Raw genomic sequence first — 16,402 nt, 5'->3', positions numbered from 1 at the left:
CTCCTCAACTCCCCGTGCTCTGGTACGAACGCAGTCCCGCCCGCCACGCGGCCCCCGCCAGCGCGCAGCAGCCCACCGCGACCAGCGGCGGGGCGAAATCGAGCCAGCCGGGCAGCCCCAGCGGGTCCTCCCTGCCCAGCACATGGAGCGCGGGCAGCCAGTTGACGAAGGCGATCGGCACGACGAACGTCACCCCGCGCAGCAGCTCCTTGCCGAAGAGCGTCGGCGGATACTGCAACAGCGTGTTCCCGCCGTAGGTGAAGGAGTTCTGCACCTCCGACGCGTCCTGCGCCCAGAACTGGAACGCCGCCCCCGCCACGAACACCGACGCGAAAATCGCCGCACCGCTCAGCAGCATCACCGGCACCATCAGCACCTTCAGTGGCGTCCACACCACCTGCAGTTGCGTCAGCGCCCAGCCCAGCACCAGCAGCCCCTGGGTGATACGCCCCAGCCGGCGCAGCGCGAACCGGTCGGCGGCCACCTGCGCCAGCACCGGCGCGGGCCGTACGAGCAGCGTGTCCAGCGTCCCGTCCCGAACCCGCCGCCCCAGCCGGTCCATGCTGCCCATCACCAGATCCGCCAGACCGAACGCCACCCCCGCCGTGCTGTAGAGGAACGCCACCTCGGGCAGCGTGAAACCGCCCAGGACCGTGACATGGGAGAACATCAGCATGATCGCCACGAAGTCCAGACCTGTCGCCGCGAAGTTCCCCAGCGCCGTCATGGCGAACGACGCCCGGTAGGTCATCGTCGACCGCATCCACATCGCGACGATCAGGCCGTACGCCCGCACCCCGGTCACCAGCGGACCGTCCTCAACCACCGCGCGCCTCAGCCCGCCTCCCGCCTCACCACCCCGAACCTCACCTCGCGCCTCACCACCTCCCGCCTCAGCCACCCTGAACCACCACCTTCCTGGTGGCCACCGACTGCAACGCCCGCCCGGCCCCGAGCAGCGCCACCGCCCACGCCGCCTGGAACCCGAAAGCCCGCACCAGCCCCCACCCCGTGTGCCTGCCGAGAAACACATCCGCCGGCACCTGTAACAGCGCCGACCACGGCAGCACCCGCGCCAACTCGCCCAGCAGCCCCGGGAACAGCGGCAACGGCAGCAGCATCCCCGAGAAGAACACGCACGTGAGATTGGCGACCTGGGCCACACCGCTGCCGTCCATCAGCCAGAACGCGGTCAGCACCACGAGATAGCGGATCGCGAAGCTCACCACCACACCGAGCGCCACCGACAGCAGGAACGCGAACCACACCAGCGGATCGGCGGGCAACAGGAGTTCAAAGGCGAACGCGCCGAACACCATCGGCAGAATCCCGCGCCCCAGCAGATGGAACGCCGCCCGCCCCAGATCGGCCGAGAGCCACCACAGCTGCAGATCCGCCGGCCGGTACAGGTCGATCGCCACGTCCCCGGTACGGATCCGCTCCACCAGCTCGTCCGAGAAGCCGCCGCCCATCATCGCCGACGTCATCAACAGCGCCTGCCCCAGCCACACATAGGTGAGCGCCTCCGGCAGGTCGTAGCCGCCCAGCCGCGGCCTCTCATCCCACAGCGCCGTGTAGGTGTAGGCCATGATGAAACCGAACACAGTATTCGTGAACACGCCCGCCGCGGTGGCCACCCGGTACGTCGCATAACGCCGGAAACCGCTCACCGCCACGGCAACGTACAACCGCATCGCGTCCCGCCCCCGCCGCTCGCTCCGGAAGCCCAGGAGCCTACGTCAGGCGGCGGACACTGTGCCATCGACTATCACGCGATGGGGTGGTTTCGAAAGGCCGAGAGGCCTGTCACAGAGCCGTCACAAGTGCGCGCCACCGATCCCGTACAGGTCCGTTGATGCGACAGTTCCTTACGGGGCGTACGACGCGAATCGCCCGACACGAACGCCCACGACACCCCGCCGCGGCGCAACCCGGGGCGGTGGCCGAGGAGTCCCTAAGTACATGAGCGACGTTCCGCAGCACCAGACCAACCGGGGGGCCACTGCTCCGGGCTGGGCACGGAGGGACGCCCCACCACCGCACCCCCGGCGCACCGGGCTGCGCCGGGTCATCCCCACCTGGCGCACGGTCCTCGGCGGAGCGCTGCTGATCCTGCTGCTCCTCACAGGTGGCTTCGTCGCCGGATACATGCTGGTCGACATCCCGGCGGCCAATTCCGCCGCCCTCAAGCAGAGCAATGTCTACCTCTACGCGGACGGGTCCCAGCTCGCCCGCGACGGCGAGATCAACCGCGAGAACGTCCCCCTCAGCCAGGTCCCCAAGACCGTTCAGCACGCCGTGCTCTCCGCCGAGGACCGCGACTTCTACTCCGAGTCCGCGATCGACCCCAAAGCGATGCTCCGCGCGGCCTGGAACACCGTCACCGGCAAGGGCAAGCAGTCCGGCTCGACCATCACCCAGCAGTACGTCAAGAACTACTACCTGGCGCAGGAGCAGACCGTCACCCGCAAGGTGAAGGAGTTCTTCATCGCGATCAAACTCGACAGCGAGCAGACCAAGGACGACATCCTCACCGGCTATCTGAACACCAGCTACTTCGGACGCAACGCCTACGGCATCCAGGCCGCCGCCCAGGCCTACTACGGCAAGGACTCCGACGATCTCGGCACCGCCGAGGGCGCGTACCTCGCCGCGCTGGTCAACGCCCCCAGCGCCTATGACGTCGTGGCCCACCCGGAGAACCGGAGCAAGGCCCTCCAGCGCTGGAACTACGTGCTCGACGGCATGGTCAAGGAGGGCTGGCTCGAGCAGACCCAGCGCTCCGCGATGAAGTTCCCGCCCCCCGGCAGGAGCAAGGTCCCGTCCGGCATGTCCGGCCAGCGCGGCTATCTCGTCGAGGCGGTCAACGCCTATCTGGCCGACCACGGGATCATCGATGAGGACACCCTCCGGGCCGGCGGCTACCGCATCACCACCACCCTCCAGAAGAGCAAGCAGAACGCCCTGGCAGGCGCGGTGAAGGAGCAGCTCATGAGCAAGCTGAGCGACTCCCGCAAGGTCGACCGGTATGTCCGGGCCGGCGGCGCCTCGATCGACCCCGCCACCGGCAAGGTCGTCGCCATGTACGGCGGCATCGACTACACCAAGCAGTACGTCAACAACGCCACCCGCCGCGACTACCAGGTCGGCTCCACGTTCAAGCCCTTCGTCTTCACCTCGGCCGTCCAGAACGACTCCACCACCCAGGACGGCGAGAAGATCACCCCGAACACCGTCTACGACGGCACCAACAAGCGCATGGTGCAGGGACCGGACGGGCCGACGGGCTACGACCCGGCGAACGAGGACGACCGCAGTTACGGCGACATCACCGTCGCCACCGCGACCGACCTGTCCGTCAACGCCGTCTACGCGCAGATGGGCGAGGACGTCGGCCCGGAGGCGGTGAAGGAGACCGCCGTCCAGCTCGGCGTCCCGAAGGACGCACCGGGGCTGAGGGGCGCCCAGCAGTCCGTCGCCCTCGGTGTCGTCAACGCCAGCGTCCTCGACATGACCGAGGCGTACGCGACCCTGGCCAACCACGGCAAGCACGGCACGTACGCCCTCGTCCAGAAGGTCACCAAGGGTGGCCAGGACACCGCGCTGCCGAAACTGAACAGCAAGCAGGCCGTCCCGCGCGAGGCCGCCGACACGACCACCTCGATCCTCCAGAGCGTGGTCGAGGGCGGGACCGGAACCGCCGCCCAGTCGGCGGGCCGCGAAGCCGCGGGCAAGACCGGCACCGCGGAGGAGGACAAGGCCGCCTGGTTCGCCGGCTACACACCGGATCTGGCCACCGTCGTCGCGGTGATGGGCCAGGATCCCGACAGCGGGGTGCAGAAGCCGCTCTACGGAGCCACCGGCCTGCCCCGTATCAACGGCGGCGGCTACCCGGCGCAGATCTGGGGCCAGTACACGGCGGCTGCCCTCGAGGGCAGCCCTGAGCAGTCGTTCGACCTCGAGCTGGAGAGCGGTGCCGTGGAGCCGACCCTCCCCGAGGAGATCCCCTCCTCCGAGGAGCCGTCCGACTCCCTCACACCGTCCGAGGAGACGCCGTCCACGGCGCCGCCGACGTTCGTGCCGCCCACGGACTTCCCGACGACGCCGCCCACGAGCGCCCCCACCACGGAACCGACGGAAGTCCCCAGCTCACCGGTCACCACACAGGAGGAGGACGCCTTCTTCCCGAGCAGCTTCTAGAGCAGCACCGGAGACGGGACGGATGCCGAGGGAGACCGCTGCGGATGCCGCCGACGCTGACGCCGCGGCGGCCGCCGACGCTGGCTCTGCGGGTTCAGCCCGCGGGCTGAGGGCAGGACCCCCGGTCTACAGGTACAGCCCCGTCGAGTCCTCGGAACCCTCCAGCCGCTCGGCCGCGACCGCGTGCAGGTCCCTCTCCCGCATCAGGATGTACGCAACCCCGCGGACCTCGACCTCGGCCCGGTCCTCCGGGTCGTACAGCACCCGGTCCCCCGGCTCCACCGTCCGCACGTTCTGCCCGACCGCGACCACCTCGGCCCAGGCCAGCCGACGGCCGACCGCCGCCGTGGCGGGGATGACGATGCCGCCGGTGGAACGGCGCTCACCCTCGGGGATGTCGGTACGGACCAGCACGCGGTCGTGCAGCATCCGGATGGGCAGCTTGTCGTGGGTCGTCGCGTTCGTGCTCACGCCAAGACCGTACCTTCCGACGCCCGGGCAGGGGGCCCCAGGGCCCGGATCCACGGGCCCGCCCGCTTGGTGGGCCGGTCTCTAGAGCCGGCGGCGCCGCGTGGTGAAGGCGAGCAGGCCCACCACGGCCACGGCGGCCAGCGCCACCGGCACTATCCGGTCCATACGCGGCTGCCCGTCCGGGGAGACCAGCTTGCCGCGGACGTCGGTCACCGCGCGGTTCGCGGCCACATACGCCCTGCCCGCCGTCCGGTCCACCGCCGAGGCAGCCCTCGCCTTCGCGTCGCCCACGATCGTCCGCGGGTGCACCCGCACCGCGATCTCGTCGAGCGTCACGGCGAGCTCCTGACGCCTGCGGGCGATATCCGCCTCGATCTGCGCCGGGGTCCTGTCTTCCGACACCGCGCTGCCTCCGTCGTCGTCTTCACTGGTCGGTGAACAGTCTGTCAGCTCCCCCGGGGAGGCGCCCCATGGCACCCCCATCTCCGCGGACTAATCTCTCCTCCAGGAACCGCATCCGACGAGGAGAGCCAGAGCCATGAGCGAGCGACTGCAGCCGGGCGACACCGCCCCGGCGTTCACCCTGCCCGACGCCGACGGCAACGAGGTCTCGCTCGCCGACCACGCCGGCCGCAAGGTCATCGTCTACTTCTACCCGGCGGCCCTCACCCCCGGCTGCACCAAGCAGGCCTGCGACTTCACCGACAACCTGGAGCTGCTGGCCGGGGCGGGCTACGACGTCATCGGCGTCTCCCCCGACAAGCCCGAGAAGCTCGCGAAGTTCCGGGACAAGGAGGACCTCAAGGTCACCCTCGTCGGCGACCCGGAGAAGAAGGTCCTCGAGGCGTACGGCGCCTTCGGCGAGAAGAAGCTCTACGGCAAGACCGTCACCGGCGTCATCCGGTCCACGGTGATCGTCGACGAACAGGGCAAGGTCGAACACGCCCTCCACAACGTCAAGGCCACCGGCCACGTAGCCAAACTGATCAAGGACCTCGGCATCTGACGACTCCACTCCGCCCACCAAGGCCCCTCGCCCGCCGGGCGAGGGGCCTTCTTCGGCCTCCGATCGCTCACACGAAGTAACCCTCCGATCACTCCATCGTTAAGAGGTTCGAGACTGTTGCAGACGTTCGATCATTCGATCAGGGGGCATTCATGCCGGTCAGCGCGTATCCGCGCGACGTACTCGCCAAGGCTGTGGCCAAATCGTCAACCTGGGCCGATCTCATGCGCGCGCTGAGCGTCCATCCCACCGGCTGGAGACGACGGGTTCTTCAGCGGATGGTTGTCGAGTACGGCATCGATACGCGTCACTTCAAACAGCAGAGCCCGTGGCGCAAATACTCCGACGAAGCGATAGCAAGAGCTGTTGCCTCGTCCACGACGCTGCGCGAAGTCGTGACCAAACTTGGCGCAAAGCCTGCGACCGGGACGCTTTCTCACATCCGACGTCGCATTGCAGCCGCTGGAATCGACGTCAGTCACTTCCCAGGCTTGAATCGACCACAACTCGATCTGCCCTTCACGCGGGAGGAACTCGCAGCAGCCGCCGCTTCCGCAGACAGCATTCGGAGCATGGCACGCATCCTTGGCGTACCTGACGACGGCAGGTCACGCGCTGTACTCCGACGCATGGTCAGCGAGTTGAAGGTGGACGTCACTCATTTCAGGCACGTGCAGCTCACCATCCCTGAGGATCAGCTCCGTGAAGCGGTCTCCCACGCCACCAGTTATGCCGACGTCATGCGGGCTCTGGGGCTTCCTGTAAATGACGTGAACCACCGCCGAGTTCAGCGTCGCACTCTCCAACTCGGGCTGGACACGTCGCGATTCAAGCGGAGGAGCAGACGTACGACACGGGCCGCAGCGCCGAAGCCGATCGCCCATGAGGTACTCCGTGTACGCTCCGAAGGATCGCCACGTGTCAACCGTGACCGGTTGCATCGCGCCCTCGCTGAGATCGGCGTGCCCTACCACTGCGTTCGCTGCGACAACCCCGGCACGTGGCACGGGCAGCCGATCACGCTACAGATCGACCACATCAATGGTGACTGGCTGGACAACCGTCCGGAGAACCTGCGCTATCTCTGCCCAAACTGCCATGCGATCACCAGTACCTGGTGCCGTAACCGCAGGAACAAACGCTGAGCCACCAAACGGCGTCCATCCACGTGCCACGTCTGTCGCCAGCCCGCTACCATGGCTGGCGGCTAGCGGCGGTGGTGCAGAGGTGACACAGCTGGTTTAGGTCCAGTGACCCGTGACAGGGTTTGAGGGTTCGAATCCCTTCCGCCGCACCGAAACGAAAAGCGGCCTGCGACTCGTCCACGAGCCGCAGGCCGCTTCTCCGTCTTCAGGTGGCAGAGCGCGCGGTCAGCCCAGGAGATCGCGGATCACGGGGGCCAGGGCGCGGAAAGCCTTGCCTCGGTGGCTGATCGCGTTCTTCTCGCCCGGCGGCAGCTCCGCGCAGGTGCGGGTCTCCCCCTCGGGCTGGAGGATCGGGTCGTAGCCGAAGCCGCCCTCCCCCACGGGAGCGTGGCGGAGGGTGCCGTGGAGGCGGCCCTCGACCACCTGCTCCGTGCCGTCCGGGAGCGCCAGGGCCGCCGCGCAGGCGAAGCAGGCGCCTCGGTGTTCGTCGCCGATCTCGGCGAGCTGGGCGAGGAGCAGCTCGAGGTTGGCCTTGTCGTCGCCGTGCTTCCCCGCCCAGCGGGCGGAGAAGATGCCGGGTGCGCCGCCCAGGACGTCCACGCACAGGCCGGAGTCGTCGGCCACCGCCGGAAGGCCGGTGGCCCGGGCCAGGGCGTGGGCCTTCAGGAGCGCGTTCTCGGCGAATGTGACGCCGGTTTCCGGTACGTCCGGGATGTCGGGGTACTCGTCGGCGCCGACGAGTTCGACGGACAGGCCGGCCCCCGCCAGGATGGCGCGGAGTTCGGTGACCTTGTTGGCATTGCGGGTGGCGAGGATCAGACGCTGCATGGAGCCGATTATCGCCGCCCGGGCCGCGGGATTGTCAGGGGCTGCAGACCTTTGACAGTTCGGAGGCCGCTTCCGTGACGGGAGTGACGTCCGGGTTCTTGCCCTGGTTGATCGCCTCGCGGGCGTCCTGCACACCCTGGTTCAGATCGTTCACGGCCTTGTTGATGTCGGTGTTGTCGGTCTTGTCACCGAGGTCGTCGAGGTTCTTGTCGATCTGGTCCAGGGCCTGCTGGGCCTCCGCGGGATTCTCGGCAGCGTCCGAGGCGGCGCGGCTGAGGTCCTCGGCGCTGTTGGAGATCGTGACCGCGGTCTGGGCGCAGTCCAGTGCCTTGTCGATGGCGCCGCAGCCGGCGACTGCCGGTACGGCGAGCGCCATGAGGGTCACGGCGGCGAGGGCGGTGGTGCGGTGATTCGGACGGCTTCGGTGGCGCAGGGCCATGGAACGGTTCCTCCCTGGTTTCGGGCGGGCGGACGGATGTCCCGTACGCCCATGCCTATGAGAACGCGCAAACGCTGCCCGGCGGTTGCCGGACGGTGTCGGCCGGGGCTCGGCTGACGCGTCGGCCGGGGCTCGGCTATGCATAGCCGGGGCTCGGCTAGAGCGTCTTGGCCAGCGCTTCGAGCTGGGCGGATTCGAGCTGGGCGCAGCCCGCGACGGCGAGGTCCAGCAGGGCGCTCAGCTCCTTGCGGGCGAAGGGCTCGCCCTCCGCCGTTCCCTGGACCTCGACGAAGCGGCCGTCGCCGGTGCAGACGACGTTCATGTCGGTCTCGGCGCGGACGTCCTCCTCGTAGCAGAGGTCGAGGAGCGGGGCGCCGTCGACGATGCCGACGCTGACGGCCGAGACGGTGCCGGTGAGCGGCTTGCGGCCGTGCTTGACGAGCTTCTTGGCCTGGGCCCAGGAGATGGCGTCGGCGAGGGCGACGTACGCGCCGGTGATGGCGGCGGTGCGGGTGCCGCCGTCGGCCTGGAGGACGTCGCAGTCGAGGACGATGGTGTTCTCGCCGAGGGCCTTGTAGTCGATCACGGCGCGGAGCGAGCGGCCGATGAGCCGGGAGATCTCGTGGGTGCGGCCGCCGATTTTGCCTCGTACGGACTCGCGGTCGCCGCGGGTGTTGGTGGAGCGGGGCAGCATCGAGTATTCGGCGGTGACCCAGCCTTCGCCGCTGCCCTTGCGCCAGCGCGGCACGCCTTCGGTGACGCTGGCGGTGCAGAAGACCTTGGTGTCGCCGAAGGAGATGAGGACGGAGCCTTCGGCGTGCTTGCTCCATCCGCGCTCGATGGTGACGGGGCGCAGCTGGTCGGGGGTCCGACCGTCGATACGGGACATGGGGACGACCCTATCGGCTGCGCCGGGGGCCCCGTTCCGACCGTCATATCAGCGGCCGGGGGCGGGGGTGGCGGAACCGGGCCCGGGGTGGCTGGGGTCGTGCTGCTCGGTGCCTTCGCAGTGCAGGCGCTCGGCAGTCCAGCGGGCCGGCAGGGCTGCGTGGCAGCAGTGCAGCGGGTCAGGACTCGGCCGCCCAGTTTGTGCAATGGGTCACATCATGTCTTCGATGTCGGCGGCGATCGGGTCCGCGTCGGTGCCGATGACGACCTGGATGGCATTGCCCATCTTGACGACACCGTGTGCGCCGGCGGCTTTGAGCGCGGTCTCGTCGACGAGGGAGGCGTCCTCGACCTCGGTGCGGAGGCGGGTGATGCAGCCTTCGATCTCGACGATGTTCTCCAGCCCGCCGAGCCCGGCGACGATCTTCTCAGCCTTGGTGGCCATGTCCCACTCCTGCGTGTTCGGGGCTTCGGCGAGGTCGCCGACGGTTCGAAACGGTAATGCACGATTGGCCCATTTTCGCGGGCATATGTCGACTATCTGGCGAATGATAGCGACACGGTCGGGCGCCCGCGGGTGCGGTGCCAAGCCGCGCCGAGAACTGGTCTACACCAGTTTTCCGCGCCCGCCAAACCGGCAGCCACCGGGAGGACGCCGATGAGTTCCGACGCAGGTACGGCGGCGCAGCAGCCACCGCTGAAGAATTGGACGTCAGCCCTCTTCCAGGGCCTGCAGAAGATGGGGCGGTCCCTCCAACTGCCCATCGCCGTACTGCCGGCCGCCGGTCTGCTGGTCAGTCTGGGCAATCTCTTCTCCGCCTACCTCGGGGGCGACTTCTGGACCAAGACGGCGATGGTTCTCACCAAGGGCGGTACGGCGCTGCTCGACAACAACCTCGGGCTGCCGCTGCTGTTCGCCATCGGTGCGGCGATCGGCTTCGCGCGGAAGGCTGACGGTTCGACGGCACTGGCCGCGGTGGCGGGTTTCCTCGTCTATCACAGCGTACTGACGGCCTATCCGGTGGGCGGCTCGGTCACGGCCGCGGAGCCGGAGGGTGTCCCACAGAATCCGGGCGTGCTCGGCGGCATCATCATCGGCCTGCTGACGGCCGTCGTCTGGCAGCGCTATCACCGTACGAAACTGGTGGACTGGCTCGGTTTCTTCAACGGCCGCCGGCTGGTGCCGATCATCATGGCATTCCTGTGCGCGATTCTGGGCGTGGTCTTCGGTCTGCTGTGGGAGCCGGTGGGCGATGCGCTGACCTCGTTCGGGAAGCAGCTGATCGGTATGGGCTCGTTCGGCGCGGGGATCTTCGGCGTGGTGAACCGGCTGCTGATCCCGATCGGGATGCACCAGTTCCTGAACACCTTCTTCTGGTTCCAGGCGGGCGAGTTCACCGCTCCGGACGGGAAGACGGTGCAGGGGGATCTGACGCGCTTCTTCGCGGAGGACCCGAGCGCGGGCCAGTTCATGTCCGGGTTCTTCCCGATCATGATGTTCGGCCTCCCGGCGGCGGCGCTGGCCATCGCGCACTGTGCCCGCCCGGAGCGGCGCAAGGCCGTGGCCGGGATGATGTTCTCGGTCGGCCTGACCTCGTTCGTCACGGGGGTCACGGAGCCACTGGAGTTCTCCTTCCTCTTCGCGGCTCCGCTGCTGTACGGGGTGCACGCACTGCTCACCGGCGCATCGTTGGCGATCACCTGGTCGCTCGGTGTGCACGCCGGATTCAGCTTCTCGGCGGGCTTGATCGACTATGTCGTCAACTGGCATCTGGATACGAAGCCCTGGCTGATCGTTCCGATCGGCGCATGCTTCGCGGTGGTCTACTACGTGGTCTTCCGCTTCGCCATCACCGCGTTCGACATCCAGACACCTGGGCGCGAACCGGAGGAGCCGGAGGAGGAGATCGAGAAGGAGATCGTCAAGTAGTCCGGGCATTCCGGGATTCGCGCCCCGGCCGCTGGGGGAGGCCCTCGGAGCACCGCGTCCGGGGGCCTTCGCGTGCCGTTTCATGGGTGTGCGGAGTTGTGATCCGCAGGCAGGCTCAGATGGGTTCCTCAGTCGGCCCTCACCGTGCTACAACAGGTCTAAACCACTGAGTGGTGTAGACCACAAGGTGGAGTGCCTCTCTGTCCCCGGGCCCCGTCCGCAGGCCCGAACGCGCTCCCGAAGGAACCCCCATGAGTACGACGACCGCGAACGCGGCGCCCGCCAAGAAGCGGGGCGCCGGCCTGTTCCAGGGCCTGCAGAAGGTCGGCCGCAGCCTCCAGCTGCCGATTGCCGTCCTCCCGGCGGCCGGCATTCTCCTCCGCCTCGGCCAGCCGGATGTCTTCGGCAAGGACGGCCTCGCCTGGGACGGCGTGGCGAAGGTCTTCGCCGGAGCCGGCAGCGCGCTGCTGGACTCCTCGCTCGCCCTGCCGCTGCTGTTCTGCATCGGTGTGGCGATCGGCTTCGCGAAGAAGGCGGACGGGTCCACGGCGCTGGCCGCGGTGGCGGGCTTCCTCGTCTACTACTCCGTGATCCACCAGTTCCCGGTCGAGGGCCCGGACGGCGCCGAGTTCGTCCCCACCAGCTTCCTCAGCGGGGCGTGGGTGAAGGGCTCCGAGGTCACCGCGGCCGGCTACCAGAACCCGGGTGTCCTCGGCGGCATCGTCATGGGTCTGCTGACCGCGATCCTCTGGCAGCGGTACCACCGCACCAGGCTGGTGGACTGGCTGGGCTTCTTCAACGGCCGCCGTCTCGTACCGATCATCATGGCCTTCGTCGGTACGGCCATGGGCGTCCTCGTCGTCCTGGGCTGGGCGCCGATCGGCGACGCGATCACCGCCTTCGGCGAGTGGATGACCGGTCTGGGCGCCGCGGGCGCCGGTGTGTTCGGCCTGATCAACCGCGCACTGATCCCGATCGGCATGCACCAGTTCGTCAACACCGTCTCCTGGTTCCAGCTCGGTGACTTCACCAACGCCGCGGGCGATGTCGTCCACGGAGACCTGAACCGCTTCCTCGCGGGTGACCCGAGCGCCGGGCAGTACATGTCGGGCTTCTTCCCGATCATGATGTTCGGCCTCCCGGCCGCCGCGCTCGCCATCGCGCACAGCGCCCGTCCCGAGCGCCGCAAGGCCGTCCTCGGCATGATGATCTCGCTGGCCCTGACTTCGTTCGTCACCGGCGTCACCGAGCCGATCGAGTTCTCGTTCCTGTTCATCGCCCCGGTGCTCTACGGTATCCACGCAGTGCTGACCGCCCTCTCGATGGCCGTCACCTGGGCCTTCGGCGTGCATGCCGGCTTCACCTTCTCGGCCGGTGCCATCGATTACTTCCTGAACTGGAACCTCGCCACCAAGCCCTGGATGATCATTCCGATAGGCCTGGTGTTCGGCGCGGTCTACTACGCGCTCTTCCGCTTCGCGATCACCAAATTCAATCTCGCCACCCCGGGCCGCGAACCCGAGGAGGAGATCGAGGACCTCACCAAGGCCTGACCCCCGCGGCGCGCGAAGGCCCCCGGAACCCGCCCGTTCCGGGGGCTTTTCCGCACACACCCTCAGCGCCCACCCTCAGCGCCCGCCCTCAGCGCCGCCGGACCAGCGGGAAAGGCAGCGTCTCGCGGATCGTCAGACCGGTCAGGAACATCACCAGCCGGTCGACGCCGAGACCCAGGCCCCCGTCGGCGGCATCGCGTACTCCAGGGCCGCCAGGAAGTCCTCGTCCAGCTCCATCGCCTCCGGGTCGCCGCCCGCCGCCAGCAGGGACTGGGCGGTGAGGCGGCGGCGCTGCTCGACCGGGTCGGTCAGTTCGGAGTACGCCGTGCCCAGCTCCGTACCGAAGGCCACCAGGTCCCAGCGCTCGGCGAGCCGCGGGTCCTTGCGGTGCTGCCGGGTGAGCGGGGAGACCTCCGTGGGGAAGTCCTTGTAGAAGGTGGGCAGTCGGGTGCGCTCCTCCACGAGCCGCTCGTACATCTCCAGGACGATGTCGCCGCGGGTGTCCTCGGGGATGTGCGGGACCCCGGCCCGGTCGCACAGGCGGCGCAGCGGGGGGATGAGAGCCGTGATCGCGCAGTAGAGGGCGAGGATTCCGAAGAAGGCCCCGAACGCCTCGGGGATCCTGTGCAGGAGAACCTGCGGCGGCTCCCCCGCCGGGGCTGATGGCCCGGTCCCCTCGACGGTGACGCTCATGCGCACACTCCAGGGAGGCAGCTTGCGGGCCGCCCGCCGAGGAATTCCCCCAGCTGTCGGATAGCGTTTCAGTGTGGTGACGTTGGCGCAGGGCGGCTGGTTCCGGCAGGAGATCGTCGACCCCGGCCTGCTGCCGCTCTTCGTCTTCCTCTGCTCCTTCATCGCCGGATTCGGCGCCATTCGCTTCAGTGTGCGAATGATCCGGGCCGAGGTCCGGTGGTGGCCCCGGAACGTCAAGCCGGGCGGGCTGCATATCCACCACGTGGTGTTCGGCATGGTCTTCATGCTGATCAGCGGGGTGTCAATGATTCTGGTGACCGACCCGTCCACTGAGGTGAAGTCCGTTCTCGCCGGAGTCTTCGGCGTGGGCGCGGCGCTCGTCCTCGACGAATTCGCGCTGATCCTGCATCTGCGTGACGTCTACTGGACGGAGGCGGGCCGTACGTCGGTCGACGCGGTCTTCGTGGCTGTCGCCCTCTGTGGGCTGGTGCTGCTCGGATTCCGCCCCATCGGGGTGATCGACTGGTCCGACTACCAGTCGGACCCCTCGGTCGGAAACGGGATCCTGCTGAGCGTTTTCCTGCTGCTGGAGCTGGGCCTGGCGGTGATCACCCTGCTCAAGGGCAAGGTGTGGACCGGGCTGCTGGGCCTGTTCTTCATCCCGCTGCTGCTCGTCGGGGCGTTCCGGCTGAGCCGTCCGGAGGCGCCCTGGGCGCGCTGGCGGTACCGCAACAAGCCCAAGCGGCTGGCCCGGGCGGTCCATCGCGAGCAGCGCTGGCGGCACCCGGTGATCAGCGCGAAGATCAAGTTCCAGGAGTTCCTGTCCGGCCGGCACGATCTGCCGGACCAGTGGCACGACCGATGACCACGGCCGGCTACAGCTCGTAGACGGCGCCCGGCCTGGCCAGTTCGACCGGGCCGTCGAAGACCTCGGCGGCGTCCCGCAGATTGGTCTCCGGGTCGGTCCACGGCGGGATGTGGGTCAGTACGAGCCGCCGGGCGCCTGCCCGCTGCGCGTACTCGCCGGCCTCCCTGCCGTTGAGGTGCAGGTCCGGCACGTCTTCCTTGCCGTGGGTGAAGGACGCCTCGCACAGGAAGAGGTCGGCGCCCTCCGCCAGCCCGTCCAGCACCGCGGTCGGGCCGGTGTCCCCGGAGTACGTCAGCGACCGGCCGCCGTGCTCGACGCGGAATCCGAAGGACTCGATGGGGTGCGAGACCCGGTCCGTCACGACGGTGAACGGGCCGATCCGGAAGCTGCCGGGCTCCAGGGTGCGGAAGTCGAAGACCTCGCTCATCGACTTCTCGGACGGCACGTCGTCGTACGCGGTGATCAGCCGCTGCTCAGTGCCTTCGGGGCCGTAGACCGGCAGGGCGTCGGCGCGGCCGCCGTCGTGCCGGTAGTAGCGGGCGACGAAGTAGCCGCACATGTCGATGCAGTGATCGGCGTGCAGATGGCTCAGGATCACGGCGTCGAGGTCGTAGAGACCGCAGTGACGCTGCAGCTCGCCCAGGGCACCGTTGCCCAGGTCGAGGAGCAGCCGGAAGCCGTCGGCCTCGACGAGGTAGCTCGAGCAGGCCGAGTCCGCGGACGGGAACGACCCCGAGCAGCCGACGACGGTGAGCTTCATTGAGCAGGAACCTCCGAGGCGGGTGGTCCCCCTCGGCGGCGGTCGGGGGGACGGGTCCGGGGGGTGCGCGGTGGATCGAGCGTAAGGCGCGAAACGGCTGGTCGCTCCTCCGCAGGGCGCTGTTGTGGGGGAACTCACCCGGCACTTCACCGGTACGGGGGGCGATGCCACGCGGGTTCGGACCGCCGTGCGGGAACGGGGTGCCGGCAACAGCCCTCGGGGCGCCGTACGAATGGCCCGCGGACCCGGTCGCGAAGCCGCCGTCCCAGCCGTTGTCCCAGCCGCTGTCCCCGGGGTGCCGTGAGCCTGCCGACCGCTCACCGGGCCGCCCGGTGAGGGCGCGCACCCGACGGGGAACGGGCCGCCCGGCGAGGACACGGCTACGCCCAGAGCTGCCCGTGCAGGGCCTCCACCGCCGCCTCGGTCGACTCGGCCGTGTAGACACCCGTCGAGAGGTACTTCCAGCCGCCGTCCGCGACCACGAAGACGATGTCCGCGGGCTCCCCGGCCTTGACCGCCTTGCGGCCGACGCCGATCGCCGCGTGCAGTGCCGCGCCGGTGGAGATGCCGGCGAAGATGCCCTCCTGCTGGAGGAGTTCACGTGTACGGCGCACCGCGTCCTGCGACCCCACCGAGAAGCGCGTGGTGAGCACGGACTCGTCGTACAACTCGGGGACGAAGCCCTCGTCCAGGTTCCGGAGCCCGTAGACGAGGTCGTCATACCGCGGCTCGGCGGCGACGATCTTGATGCCGGGGATGTGCTCCCGCAGGAAGCGGCCGACACCCATCAGCGTGCCGGTGGTCCCCAGTCCCGCGACGAAGTGGGTGATGGAGGGGAGGTCCGCCAGGATCTCCGGGCCGGTGGTCGCGTAGTGCGCGCCCGCGTTGTCCGGGTTGCCGTACTGGTAGAGCATCACCCAGTCCGGGTGCTCGGCGGAGAGCTCCTTGGCGACCCGTACGGCCGTGTTGGAGCCCCCGGCCGCCGGGGAGGAGATGATGTCCGCGCCCCACATGGCGAGCAGCTCGCGGCGCTCGGAGGAGGTGTTCTCGGGCATGACGCACACGATGCGGTAGCCCTTGAGCCTGGCCGCCATCGCCAGCGAGATCCCCGTGTTGCCGGACGTCGGCTCGAGAATCGTGCAGCCGGGCGTCAACCGGCCGTCCTTCTCCGCCTGTTCGATCATGTGGAGGGCCGGCCGGTCCTTCACGGAACCCGTCGGATTGCGGTCCTCCAGCTTGGCCCAGATCCGGACATCCTCGGTGGGGGACAGCCGCGGCAGGCGTACCAGCGGAGTGTTGCCGACCGCCGCCAGCGGGGAGTCGTAACGCATCAGCGACTGCCACCCGCGACGGCCGGGAGGATGGTGACGCTGTCGCCGTCGGCAAGCTTGGTGGAGATGCCGTCGAGGAAGCGGACGTCCTCGTCGTTGAGGTAGACGTTCACAAAGCGGCGCAGCTCGCCGCCTGCCTCACTGTCGACAAGTCGCTCGTGGATTCCGGCGTGCCGCGACTCGAGGTCGTCGAAGAGCTCCTTGATGGTGGCGCCGCTGGCGTCGACCGCCTTCTGGCCGTCGGTGTAGCTGCGGAGAATGGTCGGGATGCGGACCTCGATGGCCATGAG

17 protein-coding genes, 1 tRNA gene and 1 pseudogene are annotated in these 16,402 nt (G+C 68.7%); 7 read left to right on the top strand and 12 right to left on the bottom strand.

What is annotated here, in order from left to right; all coding sequences use genetic code 11:
- Positions 1-4: 4 nt before the first annotated feature.
- Complete coding sequence (locus ABZW18_RS23585) at positions 5-901, bottom strand: ABC transporter permease (RefSeq protein ID WP_356190551.1); 897 nt, start codon at positions 899-901, stop codon at positions 5-7.
- Positions 894-1,694 (bottom strand): ABC-2 family transporter protein, encoded by an 801-nt coding sequence (locus tag ABZW18_RS23580; protein WP_356190549.1) that lies wholly within the window; start codon positions 1,692-1,694, stop codon positions 894-896. Before ABZW18_RS23580 ends, ABZW18_RS23585 begins: the two co-directional genes overlap by 8 nt.
- A 268-nt stretch (positions 1,695-1,962) precedes the next feature.
- On the opposite strand from ABZW18_RS23580, the gene ABZW18_RS23575 reads away from it, so the two are divergent.
- Positions 1,963-4,200 carry a transglycosylase domain-containing protein gene (locus ABZW18_RS23575; protein WP_356190547.1) on the top strand — a complete coding sequence of 746 codons (2,238 nt, stop codon included), beginning with the start codon at positions 1,963-1,965 and terminating at the stop codon, positions 4,198-4,200.
- A gap of 126 nt (positions 4,201-4,326) precedes the next feature.
- Here ABZW18_RS23575 and ABZW18_RS23570 read toward each other — a convergent pair whose 3' ends face one another.
- Entirely contained in the window at positions 4,327-4,629 is a 303-nt protein-coding gene (locus ABZW18_RS23570) for a co-chaperone GroES (RefSeq protein ID WP_356190578.1), read from the bottom strand.
- 123 nt (positions 4,630-4,752) lie between these two features.
- Positions 4,753-5,073 carry a DUF3618 domain-containing protein gene (locus ABZW18_RS23565; protein ID WP_356190545.1) on the bottom strand — a complete coding sequence of 107 codons (321 nt, stop codon included), beginning with the start codon at positions 5,071-5,073 and terminating at the stop codon, positions 4,753-4,755.
- Between the two features lie 136 nt (positions 5,074-5,209).
- On the opposite strand from ABZW18_RS23565, the gene bcp reads away from it, so the two are divergent.
- The 3 genes from bcp to ABZW18_RS23550 all read left to right on the top strand — a co-directional run bounded on the left by bcp (position 5,210) and on the right by ABZW18_RS23550 (position 6,971).
- Positions 5,210-5,677, top strand: coding sequence for a thioredoxin-dependent thiol peroxidase (gene bcp, locus ABZW18_RS23560; RefSeq protein WP_356190542.1), 468 nt, complete (start codon positions 5,210-5,212; stop codon positions 5,675-5,677).
- Between the two features lie 152 nt (positions 5,678-5,829).
- Positions 5,830-6,822 (top strand): HNH endonuclease signature motif containing protein, encoded by a 993-nt coding sequence (locus tag ABZW18_RS23555; RefSeq protein ID WP_356190539.1) that lies wholly within the window; start codon positions 5,830-5,832, stop codon positions 6,820-6,822.
- Positions 6,823-6,887: 65 nt separating this feature from the next.
- Positions 6,888-6,971: transfer RNA gene (locus ABZW18_RS23550), tRNA-Leu, on the top strand.
- 76 nt (positions 6,972-7,047) lie between these two features.
- On the opposite strand, the gene rdgB is transcribed toward ABZW18_RS23550, so the two are convergent.
- The 4 genes from rdgB to ABZW18_RS23530 form a co-directional block, all read right to left on the bottom strand.
- On the bottom strand, positions 7,048-7,650 hold the full coding sequence (gene rdgB, locus ABZW18_RS23545) for an RdgB/HAM1 family non-canonical purine NTP pyrophosphatase (protein WP_356190537.1): 603 nt from the start codon (positions 7,648-7,650) through the stop codon (positions 7,048-7,050).
- Positions 7,651-7,684: 34 nt separating this feature from the next.
- Positions 7,685-8,089 (bottom strand): hypothetical protein, encoded by a 405-nt coding sequence (locus ABZW18_RS23540; RefSeq protein ID WP_356190535.1) that lies wholly within the window; start codon positions 8,087-8,089, stop codon positions 7,685-7,687.
- A 157-nt stretch (positions 8,090-8,246) separates the two neighbouring features.
- Positions 8,247-8,978 (bottom strand): ribonuclease PH, encoded by a 732-nt coding sequence (gene rph / locus ABZW18_RS23535; protein WP_356190533.1) that lies wholly within the window; start codon positions 8,976-8,978, stop codon positions 8,247-8,249.
- 210 nt (positions 8,979-9,188) lie between these two features.
- Positions 9,189-9,566, bottom strand: a complete 378-nt coding sequence (locus ABZW18_RS23530; protein WP_356190530.1) for a PTS glucose/sucrose transporter subunit IIB — start codon at positions 9,564-9,566, stop codon at positions 9,189-9,191.
- Positions 9,567-9,635: 69 nt separating this feature from the next.
- Here ABZW18_RS23530 and ABZW18_RS23525 point away from each other — a divergent pair, with 69 nt between their 5' ends.
- Positions 9,636-10,907: a PTS transporter subunit EIIC gene (locus ABZW18_RS23525; RefSeq protein WP_356190528.1), complete on the top strand. Its 1,272-nt coding sequence runs from the start codon at positions 9,636-9,638 to the stop codon at positions 10,905-10,907.
- Between the two features lie 251 nt (positions 10,908-11,158).
- Entirely contained in the window at positions 11,159-12,460 is a 1,302-nt protein-coding gene (locus ABZW18_RS23520; protein WP_356190526.1) for a PTS transporter subunit EIIC, read from the top strand.
- An 88-nt stretch (positions 12,461-12,548) separates the two neighbouring features.
- On the opposite strand, the pseudogene ABZW18_RS23515 reads toward ABZW18_RS23520, so the two are convergent.
- Positions 12,549-13,315: pseudogene (locus ABZW18_RS23515) on the bottom strand (amino acid--tRNA ligase-related protein).
- Here ABZW18_RS23515 and ABZW18_RS23510 point away from each other — a divergent pair.
- On the top strand, positions 13,227-14,018 hold the full coding sequence (locus tag ABZW18_RS23510) for a hypothetical protein (protein ID WP_356190581.1): 792 nt from the start codon (positions 13,227-13,229) through the stop codon (positions 14,016-14,018). The pseudogene ABZW18_RS23515 and the gene ABZW18_RS23510 sit on opposite strands and share 89 nt — an antisense overlap.
- Positions 14,019-14,028: 10 nt before the next feature.
- On the opposite strand, the gene ABZW18_RS23505 is transcribed toward ABZW18_RS23510, so the two are convergent.
- The 3 genes from ABZW18_RS23505 to ABZW18_RS23495 form a co-directional block, all read right to left on the bottom strand.
- On the bottom strand, positions 14,029-14,781 hold the full coding sequence (locus tag ABZW18_RS23505) for an MBL fold metallo-hydrolase (RefSeq protein WP_356190524.1): 753 nt from the start codon (positions 14,779-14,781) through the stop codon (positions 14,029-14,031).
- 380 nt (positions 14,782-15,161) lie between these two features.
- Complete coding sequence (locus tag ABZW18_RS23500; protein WP_356190522.1) at positions 15,162-16,112, bottom strand: cysteine synthase; 951 nt, start codon at positions 16,110-16,112, stop codon at positions 15,162-15,164.
- On the bottom strand, positions 16,112-16,399 hold the full coding sequence (locus ABZW18_RS23495; protein ID WP_356190519.1) for a MoaD/ThiS family protein: 288 nt from the start codon (positions 16,397-16,399) through the stop codon (positions 16,112-16,114). The genes ABZW18_RS23500 and ABZW18_RS23495 overlap by 1 nt, the downstream gene beginning before the upstream one ends.
- Positions 16,400-16,402: the final 3 nt, after the last annotated feature.

This window comes from Streptomyces sp. NPDC004647 (assembly GCF_040609575.1).
Taxonomy (GTDB): Bacteria; Actinomycetota; Actinomycetes; order Streptomycetales; family Streptomycetaceae; genus Streptomyces.
This window is presented reverse-complemented; position numbering and strand designations above follow the sequence as displayed.